Below are 16,103 nucleotides of genomic sequence, written 5' to 3' on the forward strand. Positions count from 1 at the left end.
AGCGTCGAATGCCTGTTTCAATGCCTTTTGTACGTCTGTTCTAAAGCGATAAACCATTGTTCCATCATAAAAATCTGTGATGATCTCCGTTGCATCTCGCCGGAATTGTTCTGCCAGGGTACTGGCGATCCCAAATTGAGTTGCTGCTTTGTGTGTGTTTTCAGTTTGCTTCTCCTTTGTCAACCTGGATTTGCCTGTAACCAATTGCATATTGCGATACTTCTTAAAAACAGCAGGTCCTATTACACCTGTCAGGAATTTTCCGTCAAATTTTGCCATGATCTATATGTTTTTTATAACTAAACAACTGATCTAAGATAAGGTTTGGTTAGCGTACAACAAAATTTCAAGTTAAAAAAAATAAAACAGTAATGAAACTCCATGTTTTTGTTTAAAAAGTTGGAATATAGTTGGAGTATACTTGGACTATACTTGGAGTATTATACTACTCAGACCGATCTCTGTCTTATCCGTATATAGCTTTTTTAGGAATCGACAGTTGACGAAAACAAGACAATGCGGTAAGACACTTTGAGTAGGGATTACTATGAATACAGGATAAATACAACTTAAAGACTGAACGCTATCTGAAGCGGTTCTATACTACGAGTACTAGAAGATAAAAAGTATATTTTTCGGTAAATTAATCGAAATCTGCGACAGAACTTAAATCCTGATTAACACAAAGTTTACCTTAAAAAGACTAAACAGGGGCTATTTATTTCTTAGTTTTGTACTGTGTATTTTTTACACTAACTACAACACGGAAATGAAGAAAAGTTTACTGACTTTAACCCTTGGGGGACTGGGGATTGGCATCACAGAATTTGTGATGATGGGCTTATTGCCCGATATTGCAAAAGACTTGGCCATTACCATTCCACAAGCAGGCCACTTGATCTCGGCTTACGCTCTTGGGGTTGTTATTGGCGCTCCTGTTTTAGTTGCCATTGCGGGTAGTTATCCCCCAAAAAAGATATTAATGGCGCTGATGTTGATGTTTGTTGCTTTTAATGCACTTTCAGCATTCTCTCCTGATTATACCACGATGTTTATTGCTCGTTTGCTTGCAGGGTTGCCTCATGGTGCCTTTTTTGGCGTTGGTTCAGTAGTGGCTAGTAAGCTTGCCGATAAAGGTAAGGAAGCACGTGCAGTCTCGCTCATGTTTGCTGGTTTAACCATTGCAAATGTAATTGGCGTGCCACTTGGAACCTATATAGGACATAATTATTCGTGGCGATATACTTTTGTCATCATTGTTATTGTTGGTTTAATTACACTTTTAAGTTTAAAATTATGGATGCCCGCTCTGCCAGCAACTAAAGACAGAGATTTGAAAAAGGAATTGGGTTTCTTTAAACTACCAGAAGCTTGGTTAATCATCTTGATGATCGCAATTGGAACCGGTGGATTGTTCTCCTGGTACAGTTATATTGCTCCTTTACTAACCGATGTATCGGGGTTTTCAGCGGATTCAATTACTTATATCTTGGTACTTGCCGGATTGGGCATGTTGGTTGGTAATTTTGTTGGTGGTAGGTTGGCAGATAGATTTTCTCCCGCGAAGGCTTCAGTTTCGTTACTTATCGCTATGGCTGTTAGTTTGGTTGTTGTTCATTATATCTCTACCAATCAAATGCTTTCATTGGTTATGACCTTTGTTACCGGTGCTGTAGCTTTTGCGCTTGCTGCACCAATTCAGATGTTGATGATTACTACCGCTAAAGGATCAGAAATGCTTGCAGCCTCTGTTAGTCAGGCTAGTTTTAATATTGGGAATGCATTGGGTGCCTTTTTAGGTGGCTTGCCACTGGCAATAGGATATGGTTATACCTCGCCTGTAGTCGTAGGTACGCTAATGGCCTTAACAGGTGCTTTATTTGCCTGGATGCTAATTGCTAGGAATAAAAGGACTATGCTGGTCGCTTAGTGCCATTTAATTTATTTAAATAACAAGGGGTAGTACAGAATGATTCATTTTTGTACTGCCCCTTGTCATTTTATTTAAAAGACAAACTTTTACTTGCTATAATTTGTAATTTTAGCTTAATCTAGTTTATGATTAAATTATGGAAACGGATTATTTATCAAGTGTTCAAAAACAATTTGAGTATTATAAATCATTAGGTGAAAAAACTATTGCACAAATGCCTGAAGATAAGCTATTCTGGCAGTACAATGAGGAGAGCAATAGCATTGCTACTATCGTAAAGCACCTTTCAGGGAATATGCTTTCCCGCTGGACTGATTTCCTGACATCAGATGGAGAAAAGGCTACCCGTAACAGAGAAGCTGAATTTGACAACGACATCAATAACAAAATGGAACTGCTTAAGCTATGGGATGACGGCTGGAAGTGTTTTTTAGCTGTATTATATACGCTGAAAGATGAGGATTTGAATAAGGAAATCTTTATCCGGAATATGGGCCATACGGTTACAGAAGCTATTAATAGGCAGCTGGCGCATTACCCTTATCACATAGGTCAAATTGTGTTTATAGGAAAAATGGTATGTGGACCAAACTGGGTTTCTTTATCGATTCCAAGAGGGAAGTCGGACGTTTATAATGCAGAGAAATTTTCAAAGCCAAAACATAAGGAACATTTTACTGACGAGTTTATTGAGAAAAAAAGAAGATCGTAATTATGACCATAATTGTAGCAACAGACTTTTCAGAGGTGGCGGAAAATGCGGTTGAATATGCCGCTGCAATAGCGAAACACAATAATGCCAGACTCATTCTTTATAACTCCTTCGTGATTCCGATGCATGCGGCCAATACACTAATGCCTGGTTCCAGCTTTCAAAAATTATTAAATGATAATGAGATCCGAATGATCGAAAGGTCATTATCGCTTTCTGTTACTTATGATATTGAAGTAGAGCATGAATTCGCTTTTTCATTTATTGAAGATGAGTTGAAGGCATTGCTGATTAAGTATGATGCTGGATTGGTGGTATTGGGTATGCATACCAAAACTTTAGAACAGGATTTGTGGGGCAATACGACTACTTCGGCCATAAAGAAATTAAGATTCCCTGTATTGGCTGTGCCATTGGGCGCCAAATTTGAAGGTATTAAAAAAGTACTCTTTGCTTGTGATGTGCTGAAAGGGGTTTCAGAAAAAGTATTGGTAAACGTTAAAGCGCTGGCCTTGAGTTTAAATGCTGAAGTAGAGGTGTTTAATGTAAATAGAGCATTAGAAGAATTGAAAAAAGAGGGGGAAGGCCTGCAAGCCACCAATGCTATTGATGATGGATTGGAAGGCATTACTTATTATTATAAAAACGTTAAATCAAGTGCTGTGATTAAAGAGATTGAAAAGGAGATAGAAGTATTTGGTGCTGATATGTTGATTATGGTTCCTAAAAAATATGGCTTTTGGGCTTCTCTAATTCATACCAGTAAAACCCGGATCATGGCCTCTGGTTTACAAATTCCATTACTTTCTATTCCAATATAGAAATCTAAAATTATTCGGTTATGAAACAAATTACTAAAAAAGCCTTGTTACTTTTGGCTATATTATCGCCCTTATTAGCCGAAGCACAATTGAATAAAATATCAAACAAATCTACAATGACTTATCCTGTAACGAAAGAAGGAGCTGTAAAAGACAATTATTTTGGAACCGAAGTAAGCGATCCGTATCGCTGGTTGGAGGATGACCGCTCGGAAGAGACCAAAGCTTGGGTAGTTGCGCAGAATGCGGTTACGCAAAAATATATGGCTCAGATTCCTTATCGTAATCTGATTAAAGCACGTTTAACCCATTTGATGAATTACGAAAAGTATTCACAACCCTTTAAAAAAGGTGCGTATACTTACTTTTATAAGAATACGGGCTTGCAAAACCAAAGCGTGTTGTATCGCCAAAAGGGAGATCAGGAAGCAGAAATTTTCCTTGATCCAAACACTTTTTCTAAGGATGCTACGACCTCTATGGCCAGTATTGATTTCTCTAAAGATGGTAGTCTGTGCGCTTATCAGCTTTCTGCAGGTGGGTCTGACTGGACAAATGTCGTGGTGATGAAGACGACTGATAAAACCATAGTTGGTGATGCGCTTATTGATGTGAAGTTTTCGGGCATAGCCTGGCATGGTAATGAAGGTTTTTATTATTCTAGTTATGATAAGCCTAAAGAAGGAAGTGAATTGTCGGGACTTACTCAATACCATAAATTGTATTTCCATAAATTAAGTACAGATCAAAAATATGATGTGTTGATTTTTGGTGGTGAAAAGACACCACGCAGGTATGTTGGTGCGGAGCTTACCGAAGATGAACATTACCTGATCATTTCTGCTGCCAATACAACCTCTGGGAATGAGCTTTACATCAAAGACCTTAAAGAACCCGGTTCTGCGATCATAAGTGTTGTTGATAATTTTGATCAAAACCATTCTGTTGTAGATAACGTGGGCACTAAACTTTATATCTACACGAATTTAAATGCGCCAAATGGACGCATTGTTACTGTTGATGCTGCTGATCCGAAGCCAGCAAATTGGAAGGAACTGATCAAGGAAACAGCAAATGTTTTAACGCCATCAACGGGTGGTGGTAAGTTGTTCACCAATTACATTGTCGATGCGGTTACCAAAGTGTTGCAGTACGACATGAATGGTAAACTGGAACATGAAATTGAGCTGCCTGGCTTAGGTACGGCCATAGGTTTTAGTAGTAAGAAACACGAAAAAGAGTTGTTTTATACTTTTACCTCTTATGTTTATCCGACTACTATCTTTAAATATGATGTGGCCAATGGTAAGTCAACTTTGTATAAAAAATCAGGGGTAGATTTTGATCCTTTACAATATGAGTCGAAGCAGTTTTTCTATGCTTCTAAAGATGGTACAAAAGTGCCTATCATCATCACCTATAAAAAAGGAACTCCATTGAATGGCAAAAATCCAACTGTTTTGTATGGTTATGGAGGCTTCAACATCAGTCTTACACCCGCTTTTAGCACTTCCGTTGTTGCTTTATTAGAGCAAGGCGGTATTTATGCTGTGGCTAATCTGCGTGGTGGAGGCGAGTACGGTGAGCAATGGCATCTGGCAGGCACAAAGTTGCAAAAGCAAAATGTGTTTGATGATTTTATTGCTGCTGCGGAATATCTGATTGATCAGAAATACACCGCTAAGGAATATCTGGCAAGTATGGGTGGTTCTAATGGTGGACTGTTGGTAGGGGCTACAATGGCACAGCGCCCGGATTTGTTTAAAGTTACTTTTCCGGCGGTAGGTGTGTTGGATATGCTACGTTATCATAAATTTACCTCAGGAGCTGGTTGGGCCTACGATTATGGTACCTCGGAGGATAGTGAGCGGATGTTTGAGTACCTGTATAAATACTCACCGGTACATGCTTTAAAACCCGGAGTTGCTTATCCTGCTACATTGATCACTACTGCTGACCATGACGATCGGGTAGTACCTGCACATTCTTTTAAATTTGCGGCTACGCTGCAAAAAGATCAAGGTGGTGATGCACCTGTGTTGATCAGCATTCAGACTAATGCAGGTCATGGTGCCGGAAAGCCTACCGATAAAGCAATTGAAGAAATTGCCGATAAGTGGGCATTTATGTTTTACAATATGGGGCTGGTTTATAAACCACTACAGTAATTTACTATATTCGGTTATTAAAAAAGCAGAACATGAAACAAACAATTATCTTAATTGCATTTACCATTATGAGTTTATTTGCTTCGGCACAATCAAAGGATGAAACTAAAATTGCAGAATTAACTGAAAAAATGCGTTTAGCGATGATTAGCGGCAATAAGACTGAACTGGAAAACCTGGCATCCGCTAATTTAACTTACGGACATTCGACCGGAAAGATTCAAGATAAAGCGGCTTTTGTAACCGCTTTATCTACCAAGGCATCTGATTTTAAAGCCATAGAATTATCAGAGCAATCTATTACTGTTGCTGGTAATACAGCAATAGTTCGTCACATTTTAAGAGCTGATACGAACGACGGTGGCATTCCGGGGAAAGCTAACCTTGGTATAGTACTGGTATGGGAAAAAGAGGCTGGCGCATGGAAATTACTCGCCAGACGCGCGTTTAAGATCAGCTATTAATTTTGGATGTTTCTATGCGTTCTTGATGAGGATGGATTCCAATACATTTGCAGCATCATCACATTTGTCGGCGGCCATTTCAAGTAGCTGTAATACCTCTTTTTGTTTGATGAGCTCAATGGCATCTTGTTCATCATCAAATAATACGGCTATAGCAGTATTACAGATCTGGTCTGCCTTACTTTCTCCTGCATTTATCCTTAGGCAGACCTCCGCAATTAACTGAGGATTTTTAAAACCTCTTAATTCTTTAATGGCACTTTCCAGATCTGTACACATCTCAAAAAGTAATTGGGCCAGGTTAATCATGGCTTTGTTTATCGTTTTGATATTGTACAGATCTATATTTATTCCGGCTGCATAGATGTAATCTGCGATATCATCCAGCGCACTTACCAATGCGTGGATATCTTCACGATCGAAGGGAGTAATAAAGGTCTTCCCTAATCCTAAAAAAATGGCGTGTGTAATGTCGTCACCAGTCTGTTCAAGCTTTTCAACTTCCTTAATGTGTTCTCTTCTTTTAACCTGGTCTTTTGAAGTAACGGTATCAACTAATGCTCCTGATATTTTTACGAGGTTACTTCCTGCCTGTTCAAAAAGAGGCTGGAATAGTTTGTCCTTTGGACTAAAGAAATTGAAAATGCTGTTCATAGTATTTTTGCTTTTAACAAAAATATAGTTGCATTGTTAAGCCATTATGAAATGTAATGTCTATTAACCTGCAACTTTGCAGCTTTATGTTTTCTTTATTAACTCAATTTACTAGATAAAAAGATAGACGGAAAAGAGTGGACATTAATTATTTATTTTCTTAAAGAACTTAGACACATCATTTTCATTACTAGAATAAAAATCAAGGTTCTTATCCGTTCCATACAAATATAGCGAAGGGTATTGTTTAGGGTGAAACAAAGGAATAAAGACATGATCACGATCTTGTAATACGGTCACATTTTTCATGGCCTTTAATGGCTTTCCAAAGTTGTCCATAAAATAATTGATGGAACGAAATTCATCTTGTGAAACGAGGTAAAGGTTGGCACCCGTCAGCTCTTTACTTCGTTTTGATAGATTTGAAGCTACACGTTGACAATGCTCGCAAGTGGCATCAAATAATATAATTAGCGATTTAGTGCCTTTCGTAATCTGATCTGTAGTAAAAGTTTTTCCATCTGCTTTATAAAAAACAGCTTTAGGCATTGCAGTACCAGGAGTTGGTGTTTGTGCAGAAAGAGTTAGCGAGCTTAGGGTAATCATAAGGGCAATAAATACTTGTCTCATAGCAGATGATTTTAATACGGCCGCTAATATAAACAAATACCCTTTTAGGTTGTTATCTAAAGCAATAATGGTATCAATTAATCTAAATTATTTCCTATGAAACAAAAATTATTATTTTTAGTATCTATGTTTTTTTCTGTTGTAGCTTTTGCTCAAGATATCCCAGTAAGCAATGTTCCGGCAGTGGTGAAAAATTCATTTACCAAAGCATTTCCAAACGCCACTAAGGTAGAGTGGGAAATGAAAGGTGATCTATTTAATGCCGATTTCGACATTGGACGTAGGGATAATGAAGTATGGTTAAATAATAAAGGAGCGATTGTTAAACACAAACAGGAGATTAAAGGCAGAGAATTACCTGCAGCTGTAGCTAAAAGTTTGAAACAGAATTTCAAAGCATTCTGGATAGACGATGTAGATAAATACGTAATAGGTAAAGAGGTTTTTTACAAAGTGGAGCTCAAAACCCTTACGGAAGAAAAGAATATTGTGTTAGACAGTAAGGGTGCTATCGTAAATAGAATCTTATAATGTTTTAAATGATTTTTTGGTACAGCTCTGAGGGGAAAAGCAAGCTAAAAGTGCTGCCTTTATGTACTTCAGAGCTGACTTTAATTTCGATGCCATGGTATTGGCAAATGCTCTTTACAATAGAAAGGCCCAAGCCGTGTCCCACATTTTCTGATAGGTTGGTTTTTCTGAAACGGTCAAATATGAAACCTTGCTCTTCGGCGGAAATGCCAATACCACTGTCCGCAATTGCAACGAGGTAGCCCTTATTGGTCAATTCATCAGTGATAGTAATACTTCCCTTATCTACATTGTACTTAATTGCGTTATTGATCAGGTTATAGAACAACTGAAACAATAAGTCGTGATTTACACCTTTTAGCAATGGGTTTCTATCCAGTTTAATCTCAATGTTAAGCGCTTTCTCTTCCAAGCGGTGACTGATTTCTTCGATGACTTCATTGACAAGGTCTGCAGGTTTTACTGCATCGGATTTAACGAACTGCTCATTTTCTATTCTTGAGATCAGGAGCAAAGAGTTTGAAATCTTCTTCAGCCTGTTTAACGTCTTCATCATTTCTACAATCTTGAGGATTACCGCATCACTCAATTGTTCGTCGCCAATCAGATTTTCCATTTTATTTTGAAGGATGCTGATCGGGGTCATCAATTCATGTGAAGCGTTGGCAGTAAATTCACGTTCTTTTTCAAAGGCCTCATTAATTTGATCCATCAAGAGTACTAATGATTCGTCAAGATATTTAAAATCGTAAGTAGAGGTGCGAACTGGGGGAGAGTGGTCTTTAAAAGGGAACTTCCTGTTGATCAGTTTCGATTTAATGATTTTTCCTAAGGGACTAATGAGTGTTCGCGTAAAGAGAAGGTCAAATACTAAACTTGCTATGATGAGGCCTACAAGCACATATAGCGCTGTGCGTTGCAAAGGTTTGTTGTACTGATTGATGCTATTTATGGTTTTTCCAATTTCGAGCAAGTAGGGTTTTTGATCGAAATTAAAAGTATGCATCAGGATCCTATAGGTTAGCGTATCCTGCTCTACTACGCGTTGCGCTGTTTTTATGGTGTCAATTGTTATTCCTTTTGCTGCGGGCTCTAAGGCGATATATTCTTCCTTAAGCATGGTGTAACTCCCGTAACTGTCATCGCTCTGCAGATAATGATTTATGCCTTTTTGTTGCACTATTTTGATCACCTTATCTTGTTGTCTGCGCAAAGAATAGGTGGTGTATTCAGCAACAATGCCATCTACCAAAAAAGGCAATAAAACGATGAAAAGTAAAACTACAGCCAGTTTAGAGCCGGTAATGAACAGGATTAATTTTGAGGATAGCTTCACGTTATTTTTTTATTCTATAACCCACCCCGCGCACTGTTTCCAGAAAATCTGTCGGCGCCCAGGCATTTAATTTCTTTCTAATGTTTTTAATGTGGGCGTCAATATAGTTGGAGTCGTAATCGTCATCGGCAAAAGTACCCCAGATGTGTTCGCTGAGTTGTGCCCTGGTAAGTACGCGGTTGTTATGAAGGAATAGATAACTGAGTAGGTCAAATTCCTTGCGTGACAGTTCAATTTGATTTTCCTTAAAAAGGACAAGCCTTTTTTGCAGATCGAGATTGAAATCGCCTAATGGCAATAGCTCTTCTTTAACATTGAATTTCCGGCGTGCAATGGCTTGCATTCGGGATTGTAGCTCTAACAATGAGAAAGGTTTTGGTAGGTAATCATCTGCCCCAAGGTCGAGGCCAGCAATGCGATCTTCCAGATTGCCCCTTGCGGTAAGGATGATGTATGCGGCATCTGGGTTGTGTTTTTTAGCCTTTGGGAGTAAGCTTAGACCATCTCCATCTGGCAAGCCTAGATCCAGCAGGATGAAATCATAACTGTTCATCTCCATCTTTTCCAGTCCATCTTTAATGTTGTGTGCCAGATCGCAAATGTAAAAAGCCTTTTTCAAGAAATCTTCCATTTCGTAGGCCAGCGTTTTTTCATCTTCTACAATCAAAACTTTCATGCCCGATTCTTAATTTCTTCTTTTATTATCCTGAGGTTTTTCTTTCTTGTCGGACGGTCTAACCTCACCTGGTTTTTCTTGTTTTCTGGATTGAGGAACTTCTTTTACCTCAGGTTTTTTAGGTTCTTGTTTTTTATCTCTTTTATCCTGATAAAAGCTGGAAATTAGGGATATAGAGGAGTGGTTACGGGCAAAAGAACCTGTGGGAAGCCATATGATAAGTAAGACTGTAGCAATTGACCGAAGTAAGAGATTAATGTTCATGATGTAAATATAATAAAGCGCCAGAAAACGAAGGTACCCATTTCCACTATTACAAAGCTGGTCACTGAAGATGAAATTAAGATGAAAAAGAAAAATATATTAAATAATTCTAAAATTTCATGTTGATTTCATGTTCGGTTTGCAGATTTGATTCAACAACACACAAATGAAACATTAAATAATAAGGTCATGAGAAAGTTAATCGTATTAGGAATCCTTGGTATAATAGGATGGATGCCTTTCAAGGCAGAGGCACAGGTAAGCATAAGTTTAAATATTGGTTCTCAGCCTTTATGGGGACCTGTAGGGTATGATTACGTAGATAATTATTATTTGCCAGAAATTGAATGTTATTACAATGTCCCAAGGCGACAATTCATTTATATGGATAATAGCAGGTGGATATTCTCTGCTTCACTTCCGTCAAGATATAGAGGTTATGATCTTTATGGTGGTTACAAAGTAGTTGTAAACTCTAGAGATCCGTATAGAAATTTTGACAGAGATAGGGTTACTTATGCCAGATACAGATCGGTTAGAGGTCAGCAGGTGATCAGATATAGTAACGATTCCAGGTATTATGTAGTGAAAGGCCACCCGCACTATGGAATGTCACATGGACAAGCTAAAAAGTATTATTCAAGAGATAACGACAGAGGTCATGGTAACTGGGATCGTGGTGACAGAGACCATGGTAGAGGTAGAGATCGTGATGATCATGATAGAGGTGGAAGAGATCATGATAGGGGCGGTAGAGATCACGGTCGCGGCAGACATTAATAAACACACAATTAAACCAAGGGTGCTACATTTTACGTATGCACCCTTTTTTGTGATATATGGTTTGCGTTATTCAAATTTAATCTTTGTCATTTTTTTTCTTTGTAAGAATCTAGGGAGTTTTGCATATAGATAAAATATTACTATGAGCAAATCGAATAAATTTACTGTACAAGAAAGAGAAATCTCTTTCTTGTCCCATGGGGATAATGATTTTTTATCCCTTACTGATATCGCGAAGTATAGGAGCAATTACGATCCTAATGATGTCATCCGTAATTGGATGAGAGGTAAAAGCACCCTAGCGTTTTTAGGTCTTTGGGAGATATTGAATAATAGTGATTTTAAACCCGTCGAATTCGACGGGTTTAAAAGTGAAGCCGGTTATAATTATTTTGTACTGTCGCCTCAAAAATGGATTGAAAAAACTAATGCTAAAGGCATTATATCAAAATCTGGAAGGTACGGTGGGACTTTTGCCCACAAGGATATTGCATTTGAATTTGCCTCTTGGATATCTTCGGAATTCAAGTTGTATTTAATTACAGAGTTTCAAAAGCTTAAAAATGAAGAAAATGACCGTCTTAGCTTGAATTGGAGTTTCCAACGTACCCTTGCAAAGGTCAATTACAGGATTCATGCAGATGCAATAAAAGAAAAGATTATACCGCTAGAGTTAACAAAGGAACAATCTGCAATGATTTATGCCAGTGAGGCAGACATGCTCAATGTTGCTCTCTTTGGTAAAACAGCTCAGGAATGGAAAAATGTCAATTGTAATTTAGAAGGCAATATTCGTGATCATGCTACATTAGAACAACTCGTTGTATTAAGTAACATGGAGAGTCTCAATTCTGTTATGATTCATCAAGGTTTACCTCAGAAGGATCGTATTGCGCAACTAAACCTTACAGCTATAATGCAGCTTAAATCTCTGCTAAATAATAAAAGTTTAAAAAGATTGCAAAATCCATAATACATCAATATAATGGCTCTTTTTTAATTTTAAACCCGTCGATTACGACGGGTTTAAAATTACGTTATAGTGGCTCTATTTATAAATATAAAAAGGTGTTGCATCATTTGAATTATGATGCAACACCTTTTTATATTTTTTATGATGCTATTGGTTGATGATAATCTTTCCACCGAAACCTTGTTCGGCATCACCAGGCGTAATTAAACCTGTTGAAATTACAGTATAAGATTTCCCCGCTTTAAGCTCCATACTACTCAAATCTGCTAACGGAGTTCCTGTTGCTTTATTTCTAAACTGTAAAATATATGTTTTTGCCTCTACTTCGATAAATTCGCTATTGGTTTTATAGGCTTTGTTTTCTATAATAACGGCTCCTTCTTTAACCGCTAAGTCTAATGCTGGCGCATCTGGAGAAAGGTTGATAAACCTAACAAAAGCTTTAGTAGAGCTTATACTACCCAGATTATCTTTGATTTTAAAGAAATCCATGTTTGTACCTTTGTCAATAAGAAAAAGTGAGTTAATTGTATTTGCTTCTAATACGACGTCTTTGGTGATTATACTTGCAGAACTGCTTGCCGTTGTAAATTTAATGCTGTGCGTACCTGGAGAAGTCTGAAAATAACCAGTAGTGCCATTATAAGGTACTGCACCGCCGGTGTTTATCGCGCTTTGATCCATATAAATGTTGAAAGTAGCCGTGGTAGGAGAGGTGTTTGTAATATTTAAATAAGCTATCTCAGGTGTCGGTACGGGATCCTTTGAGCAGGAATTAAGGACTAATGTGCTGATCGATAATAGGGTAAATGCGCTAAATCTTTTAAGATTTTTGATCGTCGGTTGAATAGAGATGTTCATTGTTTAAGTTTTTAGATTTGTGAATGTAACTCTTATAAAGACGTACAATGTCATGCGAACGCTACAATAAAATTTAAAAAATCTGATTACATTAGAACTTTAACAAGCAAAATGCTGTTTGAATACTAAAAATGAAACACAAAATGAAGGTAATTATAGGTTCAGATCATGCCGGATTCAATTATAAAACCATATTGATTGTGGCTTTAAAGGAAAAGGGATATGATGTAATTGATTTGGGGACAAACAGTGAGTTGCCTACTGATTATCCAGATCATGCGGCTGAAGTGGCCAATGCGATTATTGATAAAAAAGGAGACCGAGGCATATTGATTTGTGGTAGTGCCGTCGGTGTAAGTATAGCAGCCAATAAATTTAAAGGTGTAAGGGCAGGAGTATGTCATGATACCTATTCAGCACACCAATCTGTGGAGCATGATGATGTGAACATTCTTTGCATGGGCGAACGTGTAATCGGGATTGAACTGGCAAAAGATATTGCCTTTGCTTTTTTAAACGCCGCTTTTTCTGGCGAGGAACGTCATGTTTTAAGATTAGCAAAAATTACTGCAATAGAGAATAAAACCCTTTAGATTTAGATGAAATTATACCTGTATATACTACTTGCGCTTGTTGTTTTTACGCTTTATAAATGCCAAACCCATAAAAAAACGATTGAAGTCAATAAAGAACTTATTCCTGATACCACCAACTCTCCAGTTATCCCAGCCGCCGCTGCGATTAAACTGATGCGGGTAGAGGACGGATTTGAAGTTAAACTGGTTGCTGATGAACCACTTGTTGTAGCTCCAGTGGCCCTGACCTTTGATAATAAAGGCCGTATATGGGCAGTGGAAATGGTAGGTTATATGCCTGATGTAAATGGAAAGGGAGAAGATAAGCCGAACGGGAAAATAGTAATCCTTGAAGATAAGAATGGTGATGGGGTGATGGATGATAGAAAGGTATTTCTGGACTCCTTGGTATTGCCACGGGCCATTTGTTTGGTTGATGGCGGGATACTAGTAGCAGAGTCGCCAAACCTCTGGTTTTATGAGATTAAAAATGATCAGCCCGGTAGGCGAACATTGGTGGATGGTAAGTATGCTGATGAGGGAAATGTGGAGCATCAGCCCAATGGCCTGTTAAGAGCGATGGACAATTGGATTTACAATGCCAAGTCGAGTAAACGTTACCGCAAGATAGACGATAAATGGATCATTGAGGATACGCATTTTAGAGGGCAGTGGGGAATTAGTCAGGATAATTATGGGCGTTTGTATTACAATGACAATTCTACCAATCTTGTCGGTGATTACTTTAGCCCTGGTTTTGGAGCTACGAACAATAACCAGCGTAATGTTGAAGGTTATTCCGAAAGAATAGTCAAAAGTAACAGGGTTTATCCAGCTCGTTCGACGCCTGGAGTAAATAGGGGCTATATGCCGGGTGTTTTGGACGACAGTTTACGTTTGAAAAATTTTACAGCTGCATGTGGCCCGGTTATTTACCGTGGTGGTTTGTTTGGCCCTGATTATGATTTTAATGCATTTGTTGCAGAGCCGACAGCCAATTTAATCAAGCGAAACATTCTAACCGAAAAAGGATATGTAGTGAGCGGTGAACAAGCTTATTCTGGTAAAGAGTTTTTGGCCAGTATCGATGAGCGGTTCAGGCCGGTTAGTTTGTATAATGGTTTTGATGGAGCGTTATATGTAGTTGATATGTACCGTGGTATAATACAGCATAAAACATATGTTACACCTTATTTGCGGGATAAGATCCTGAGCAGAAAGCTAACTGAACCATTGAGTTGTGGCAGGATTTATAAGATAGTCCCAAAAAATAAGCTGGCAAGTGTGGTAAAGTTTAGTAATGATCCTAAAGCACTTGTAGAACTGTTGGGTAATAACAATGGTCAGGTGCGCGATATGGCTCAACAAATGTTAATTGATGGAAAATACAAAGCCGCTATTCCTTTTTTAAGAGCCGCTATTCAAGATACAAGCCAACCCTTGAAAGTAATCCATGCGATGTGGGTATTGGAAGGGTTATCAGCTTTGCAAACCAATGAAGTGCTGGCATTACTAAAAGCAGAGCAATGGCCTTTGAGAATGCAGGCCTTAAGCGTTTTGCCATCTGTGATTAATGGAACTTCTTTTAGGTATTATATGGATGCACTTGCGCAGTTACTTCATCAGAATGATGAGCTGGCTGCTCCATACATAGCTTATGCCGCGAATTATATCAAGCCATTTAATGCCGACGGAGCTCAATCTCTGGTGATTAGCCTGGTTAAAAAGTACCCTAATAATCCTTATGTTTCAAGTGCAGTATTGAGTGGTTTAGCACATCGCGAAGATGTTTTTGCGAACTCAATAGCGTATTTATTACCTGATACAAACTTGAACATCAATAAACAGTTGACAGCGTTAATTACCAGGGTTAGGAGCGCGCAGAAGAACAGGGATCCGCTTTTACAGGCTAAATTGTATCCTAAAGGGGCTGCGCTATTTGCATTTAGTTGTCAGACTTGTCACGCTGCAGATGGAAATGGGGTCAATGCGCTCGCGCCACCTTTGAATAAATCTGAGTGGGTGACAGGAAATAAAGAAAAACTGATTTCGATTGTGCTGTATGGGCTGACGGGCCCTGTTAAAATTAATGGACATGTTTACGAATCACCCGAGATTTCAGGTGACATGCCTGGTATAGCACATAGTGAGGAGATATCTGACGATGATGTAGCTCAAGTACTGAGCTTTATACGTGGCTCATGGCAAAATAACGCAGGTAAAGTTAGTATTGATGAAGTGAGTAAAGTCCGTAAACGATATAAAGGTAGAGAGAAGGCTTTTACAATTGAAGAACTGGAAGCTAAATAGAAGCATGGTGTGTGAATAACTTGTTGGTAAGCTGTTGAAAAACCTGTTGAAAATATGTTAATAAATTGACTTAAATATGTTTGTTTTAGATGGTTATAGTTCGTAAATTAGATCTATCAATTACGAAGTACTTTGACAGTCTGGAAGAAATATACCAAAAAGAAATACTTGGCCTCCGGGCAAAAGCTTCTGGAAATTTCGATGGATCAGCAAGGGATCAGACTCAAAGGAAACTGCGAAGAAGAACTTAGATAACCAAAAGCCGTAAGGCAAAGGAACATCAGCCGAATCCGGAACAGACATTATGATCAACTGAAACAGCCTACGGGATGAATCGGAAACATGATTTAGACGAGTTTCGAAGTTCTTAGGAACTGAGAATACGACGAATTGTAAAGTAATAAATCGAATT

General features: G+C 38.3%; 17 protein-coding genes. 10 read left to right on the top strand and 7 right to left on the bottom strand.

The window, feature by feature from the left end:
* Positions 1 to 279: hypothetical protein (locus FBD94_RS19815; protein WP_136881155.1), on the bottom strand; the 279-nt coding region annotated here is incomplete at its 3' end.
* A 490-nt stretch (positions 280 to 769) separates the two neighbouring features.
* Here FBD94_RS19815 and FBD94_RS19820 point away from each other — a divergent pair.
* The 5 genes from FBD94_RS19820 (at position 770) to FBD94_RS19840 (ending at position 6,098) form a co-directional block, all read left to right on the top strand.
* Entirely contained in the window at positions 770 to 1,930 is a 1,161-nt protein-coding gene (locus FBD94_RS19820; RefSeq protein WP_136881487.1) for an MFS transporter, read from the top strand.
* A 139-nt stretch (positions 1,931 to 2,069) separates the two neighbouring features.
* Positions 2,070 to 2,645 carry a DUF1572 family protein gene (locus tag FBD94_RS19825; RefSeq protein ID WP_136881488.1) on the top strand — a complete coding sequence of 192 codons (576 nt, stop codon included), beginning with the start codon at positions 2,070 to 2,072 and terminating at the stop codon, positions 2,643 to 2,645.
* A 2-nt stretch (positions 2,646 to 2,647) separates the two neighbouring features.
* A complete protein-coding gene (locus tag FBD94_RS19830; RefSeq protein ID WP_131608455.1) occupies positions 2,648 to 3,466 on the top strand; it encodes a universal stress protein in 819 nt (272 codons plus the stop codon).
* A gap of 20 nt (positions 3,467 to 3,486) precedes the next feature.
* Complete coding sequence (locus tag FBD94_RS19835) at positions 3,487 to 5,634, top strand: prolyl oligopeptidase family serine peptidase (RefSeq protein WP_136881489.1); 2,148 nt, start codon at positions 3,487 to 3,489, stop codon at positions 5,632 to 5,634.
* A 32-nt stretch (positions 5,635 to 5,666) separates the two neighbouring features.
* A complete protein-coding gene (locus tag FBD94_RS19840; protein ID WP_136881490.1) occupies positions 5,667 to 6,098 on the top strand; it encodes a nuclear transport factor 2 family protein in 432 nt (143 codons plus the stop codon).
* 12 nt (positions 6,099 to 6,110) lie between these two features.
* Here the strand turns inward: FBD94_RS19840 and FBD94_RS19845 are convergent, their stop codons facing one another.
* Together FBD94_RS19845 and FBD94_RS19850 are read right to left on the bottom strand one after the other, a co-directional pair.
* Positions 6,111 to 6,752 (bottom strand): DUF47 domain-containing protein, encoded by a 642-nt coding sequence (locus tag FBD94_RS19845; protein ID WP_131608452.1) that lies wholly within the window; start codon positions 6,750 to 6,752, stop codon positions 6,111 to 6,113.
* A gap of 144 nt (positions 6,753 to 6,896) precedes the next feature.
* Positions 6,897 to 7,382 carry a redoxin domain-containing protein gene (locus tag FBD94_RS19850; RefSeq protein ID WP_131608451.1) on the bottom strand — a complete coding sequence of 162 codons (486 nt, stop codon included), beginning with the start codon at positions 7,380 to 7,382 and terminating at the stop codon, positions 6,897 to 6,899.
* Between the two features lie 96 nt (positions 7,383 to 7,478).
* On the opposite strand from FBD94_RS19850, the gene FBD94_RS19855 reads away from it, so the two are divergent.
* Entirely contained in the window at positions 7,479 to 7,913 is a 435-nt protein-coding gene (locus FBD94_RS19855) for a PepSY-like domain-containing protein (RefSeq protein WP_131608450.1), read from the top strand.
* Positions 7,914 to 7,917: 4 nt separating this feature from the next.
* Here the strand turns inward: FBD94_RS19855 and FBD94_RS19860 are convergent, their stop codons facing one another.
* From FBD94_RS19860 to FBD94_RS19870, 3 genes are read right to left on the bottom strand one after another with little or no spacing between them, the layout of a single operon-like run.
* Positions 7,918 to 9,249 carry a sensor histidine kinase gene (locus FBD94_RS19860; protein WP_136881491.1) on the bottom strand — a complete coding sequence of 444 codons (1,332 nt, stop codon included), beginning with the start codon at positions 9,247 to 9,249 and terminating at the stop codon, positions 7,918 to 7,920.
* A 1-nt stretch (position 9,250) separates the two neighbouring features.
* A complete protein-coding gene (locus FBD94_RS19865) occupies positions 9,251 to 9,925 on the bottom strand; it encodes a response regulator transcription factor (protein WP_131608448.1) in 675 nt (224 codons plus the stop codon).
* Positions 9,926 to 9,934: 9 nt separating this feature from the next.
* Positions 9,935 to 10,189, bottom strand: coding sequence for a hypothetical protein (locus tag FBD94_RS19870; protein ID WP_131608447.1), 255 nt, complete (start codon positions 10,187 to 10,189; stop codon positions 9,935 to 9,937).
* 189 nt (positions 10,190 to 10,378) lie between these two features.
* Here FBD94_RS19870 and FBD94_RS19875 point away from each other — a divergent pair, with 189 nt between their 5' ends.
* Entirely contained in the window at positions 10,379 to 10,969 is a 591-nt protein-coding gene (locus FBD94_RS19875; protein WP_205945241.1) for a hypothetical protein, read from the top strand.
* Positions 10,970 to 11,114: 145 nt separating this feature from the next.
* Positions 11,115 to 11,945, top strand: coding sequence for a KilA-N domain-containing protein (locus FBD94_RS19880; RefSeq protein ID WP_136881492.1), 831 nt, complete (start codon positions 11,115 to 11,117; stop codon positions 11,943 to 11,945).
* 147 nt (positions 11,946 to 12,092) lie between these two features.
* On the opposite strand, the gene FBD94_RS19885 is transcribed toward FBD94_RS19880, so the two are convergent.
* The gene (locus tag FBD94_RS19885; RefSeq protein ID WP_131608445.1) at positions 12,093 to 12,806 is read right to left on the bottom strand and encodes a DUF4397 domain-containing protein; all 714 of its coding nucleotides are present in this window, start codon (positions 12,804 to 12,806) and stop codon (positions 12,093 to 12,095) included.
* A 143-nt stretch (positions 12,807 to 12,949) separates the two neighbouring features.
* Between FBD94_RS19885 and rpiB the strand changes: the two genes are divergently transcribed.
* Both rpiB and FBD94_RS19895 read left to right on the top strand, forming a co-directional pair.
* Complete coding sequence (rpiB, locus tag FBD94_RS19890) at positions 12,950 to 13,399, top strand: ribose 5-phosphate isomerase B (protein ID WP_131608444.1); 450 nt, start codon at positions 12,950 to 12,952, stop codon at positions 13,397 to 13,399.
* Between the two features lie 6 nt (positions 13,400 to 13,405).
* Positions 13,406 to 15,691: a DUF7133 domain-containing protein gene (locus tag FBD94_RS19895; RefSeq protein ID WP_136881493.1), complete on the top strand. Its 2,286-nt coding sequence runs from the start codon at positions 13,406 to 13,408 to the stop codon at positions 15,689 to 15,691.
* The last annotated feature ends 412 nt before the right edge of the window (positions 15,692 to 16,103 follow it).

This window comes from Pedobacter hiemivivus (genome assembly GCF_005144565.1).
GTDB classification, from domain to species: domain Bacteria; phylum Bacteroidota; class Bacteroidia; order Sphingobacteriales; family Sphingobacteriaceae; genus Pedobacter; species Pedobacter hiemivivus.

Excerpts from the sequence above, each read along its gene's own strand:
- FBD94_RS19895 (WP_136881493.1), top strand. The coding sequence starts at position 13,406 with ATGAAATTATACCTGTATATACTACTTGCGCTTGTTGTTTTTACGCTT.
- FBD94_RS19855 (WP_131608450.1), top strand. The coding sequence starts at position 7,479 with ATGAAACAAAAATTATTATTTTTAGTATCTATGTTTTTTTCTGTTGTA.
- FBD94_RS19875 (WP_205945241.1), top strand. The coding sequence starts at position 10,379 with ATGAGAAAGTTAATCGTATTAGGAATCCTTGGTATAATAGGATGGATG.
- FBD94_RS19820 (WP_136881487.1), top strand. The coding sequence starts at position 770 with ATGAAGAAAAGTTTACTGACTTTAACCCTTGGGGGACTGGGGATTGGC.
- rpiB (WP_131608444.1), top strand. The coding sequence starts at position 12,950 with ATGAAGGTAATTATAGGTTCAGATCATGCCGGATTCAATTATAAAACC.
- FBD94_RS19850 (WP_131608451.1), bottom strand. The coding sequence starts at position 7,382 with ATGAGACAAGTATTTATTGCCCTTATGATTACCCTAAGCTCGCTAACT.
- FBD94_RS19880 (WP_136881492.1), top strand. The coding sequence starts at position 11,115 with ATGAGCAAATCGAATAAATTTACTGTACAAGAAAGAGAAATCTCTTTC.
- FBD94_RS19845 (WP_131608452.1), bottom strand. The coding sequence starts at position 6,752 with ATGAACAGCATTTTCAATTTCTTTAGTCCAAAGGACAAACTATTCCAG.
- FBD94_RS19870 (WP_131608447.1), bottom strand. The coding sequence starts at position 10,189 with ATGAACATTAATCTCTTACTTCGGTCAATTGCTACAGTCTTACTTATC.
- FBD94_RS19885 (WP_131608445.1), bottom strand. The coding sequence starts at position 12,806 with ATGAACATCTCTATTCAACCGACGATCAAAAATCTTAAAAGATTTAGC.
- FBD94_RS19840 (WP_136881490.1), top strand. The coding sequence starts at position 5,667 with ATGAAACAAACAATTATCTTAATTGCATTTACCATTATGAGTTTATTT.
- FBD94_RS19825 (WP_136881488.1), top strand. The coding sequence starts at position 2,070 with ATGGAAACGGATTATTTATCAAGTGTTCAAAAACAATTTGAGTATTAT.
- FBD94_RS19830 (WP_131608455.1), top strand. The coding sequence starts at position 2,648 with ATGACCATAATTGTAGCAACAGACTTTTCAGAGGTGGCGGAAAATGCG.
- FBD94_RS19865 (WP_131608448.1), bottom strand. The coding sequence starts at position 9,925 with ATGAAAGTTTTGATTGTAGAAGATGAAAAAACGCTGGCCTACGAAATG.
- FBD94_RS19835 (WP_136881489.1), top strand. The coding sequence starts at position 3,487 with ATGAAACAAATTACTAAAAAAGCCTTGTTACTTTTGGCTATATTATCG.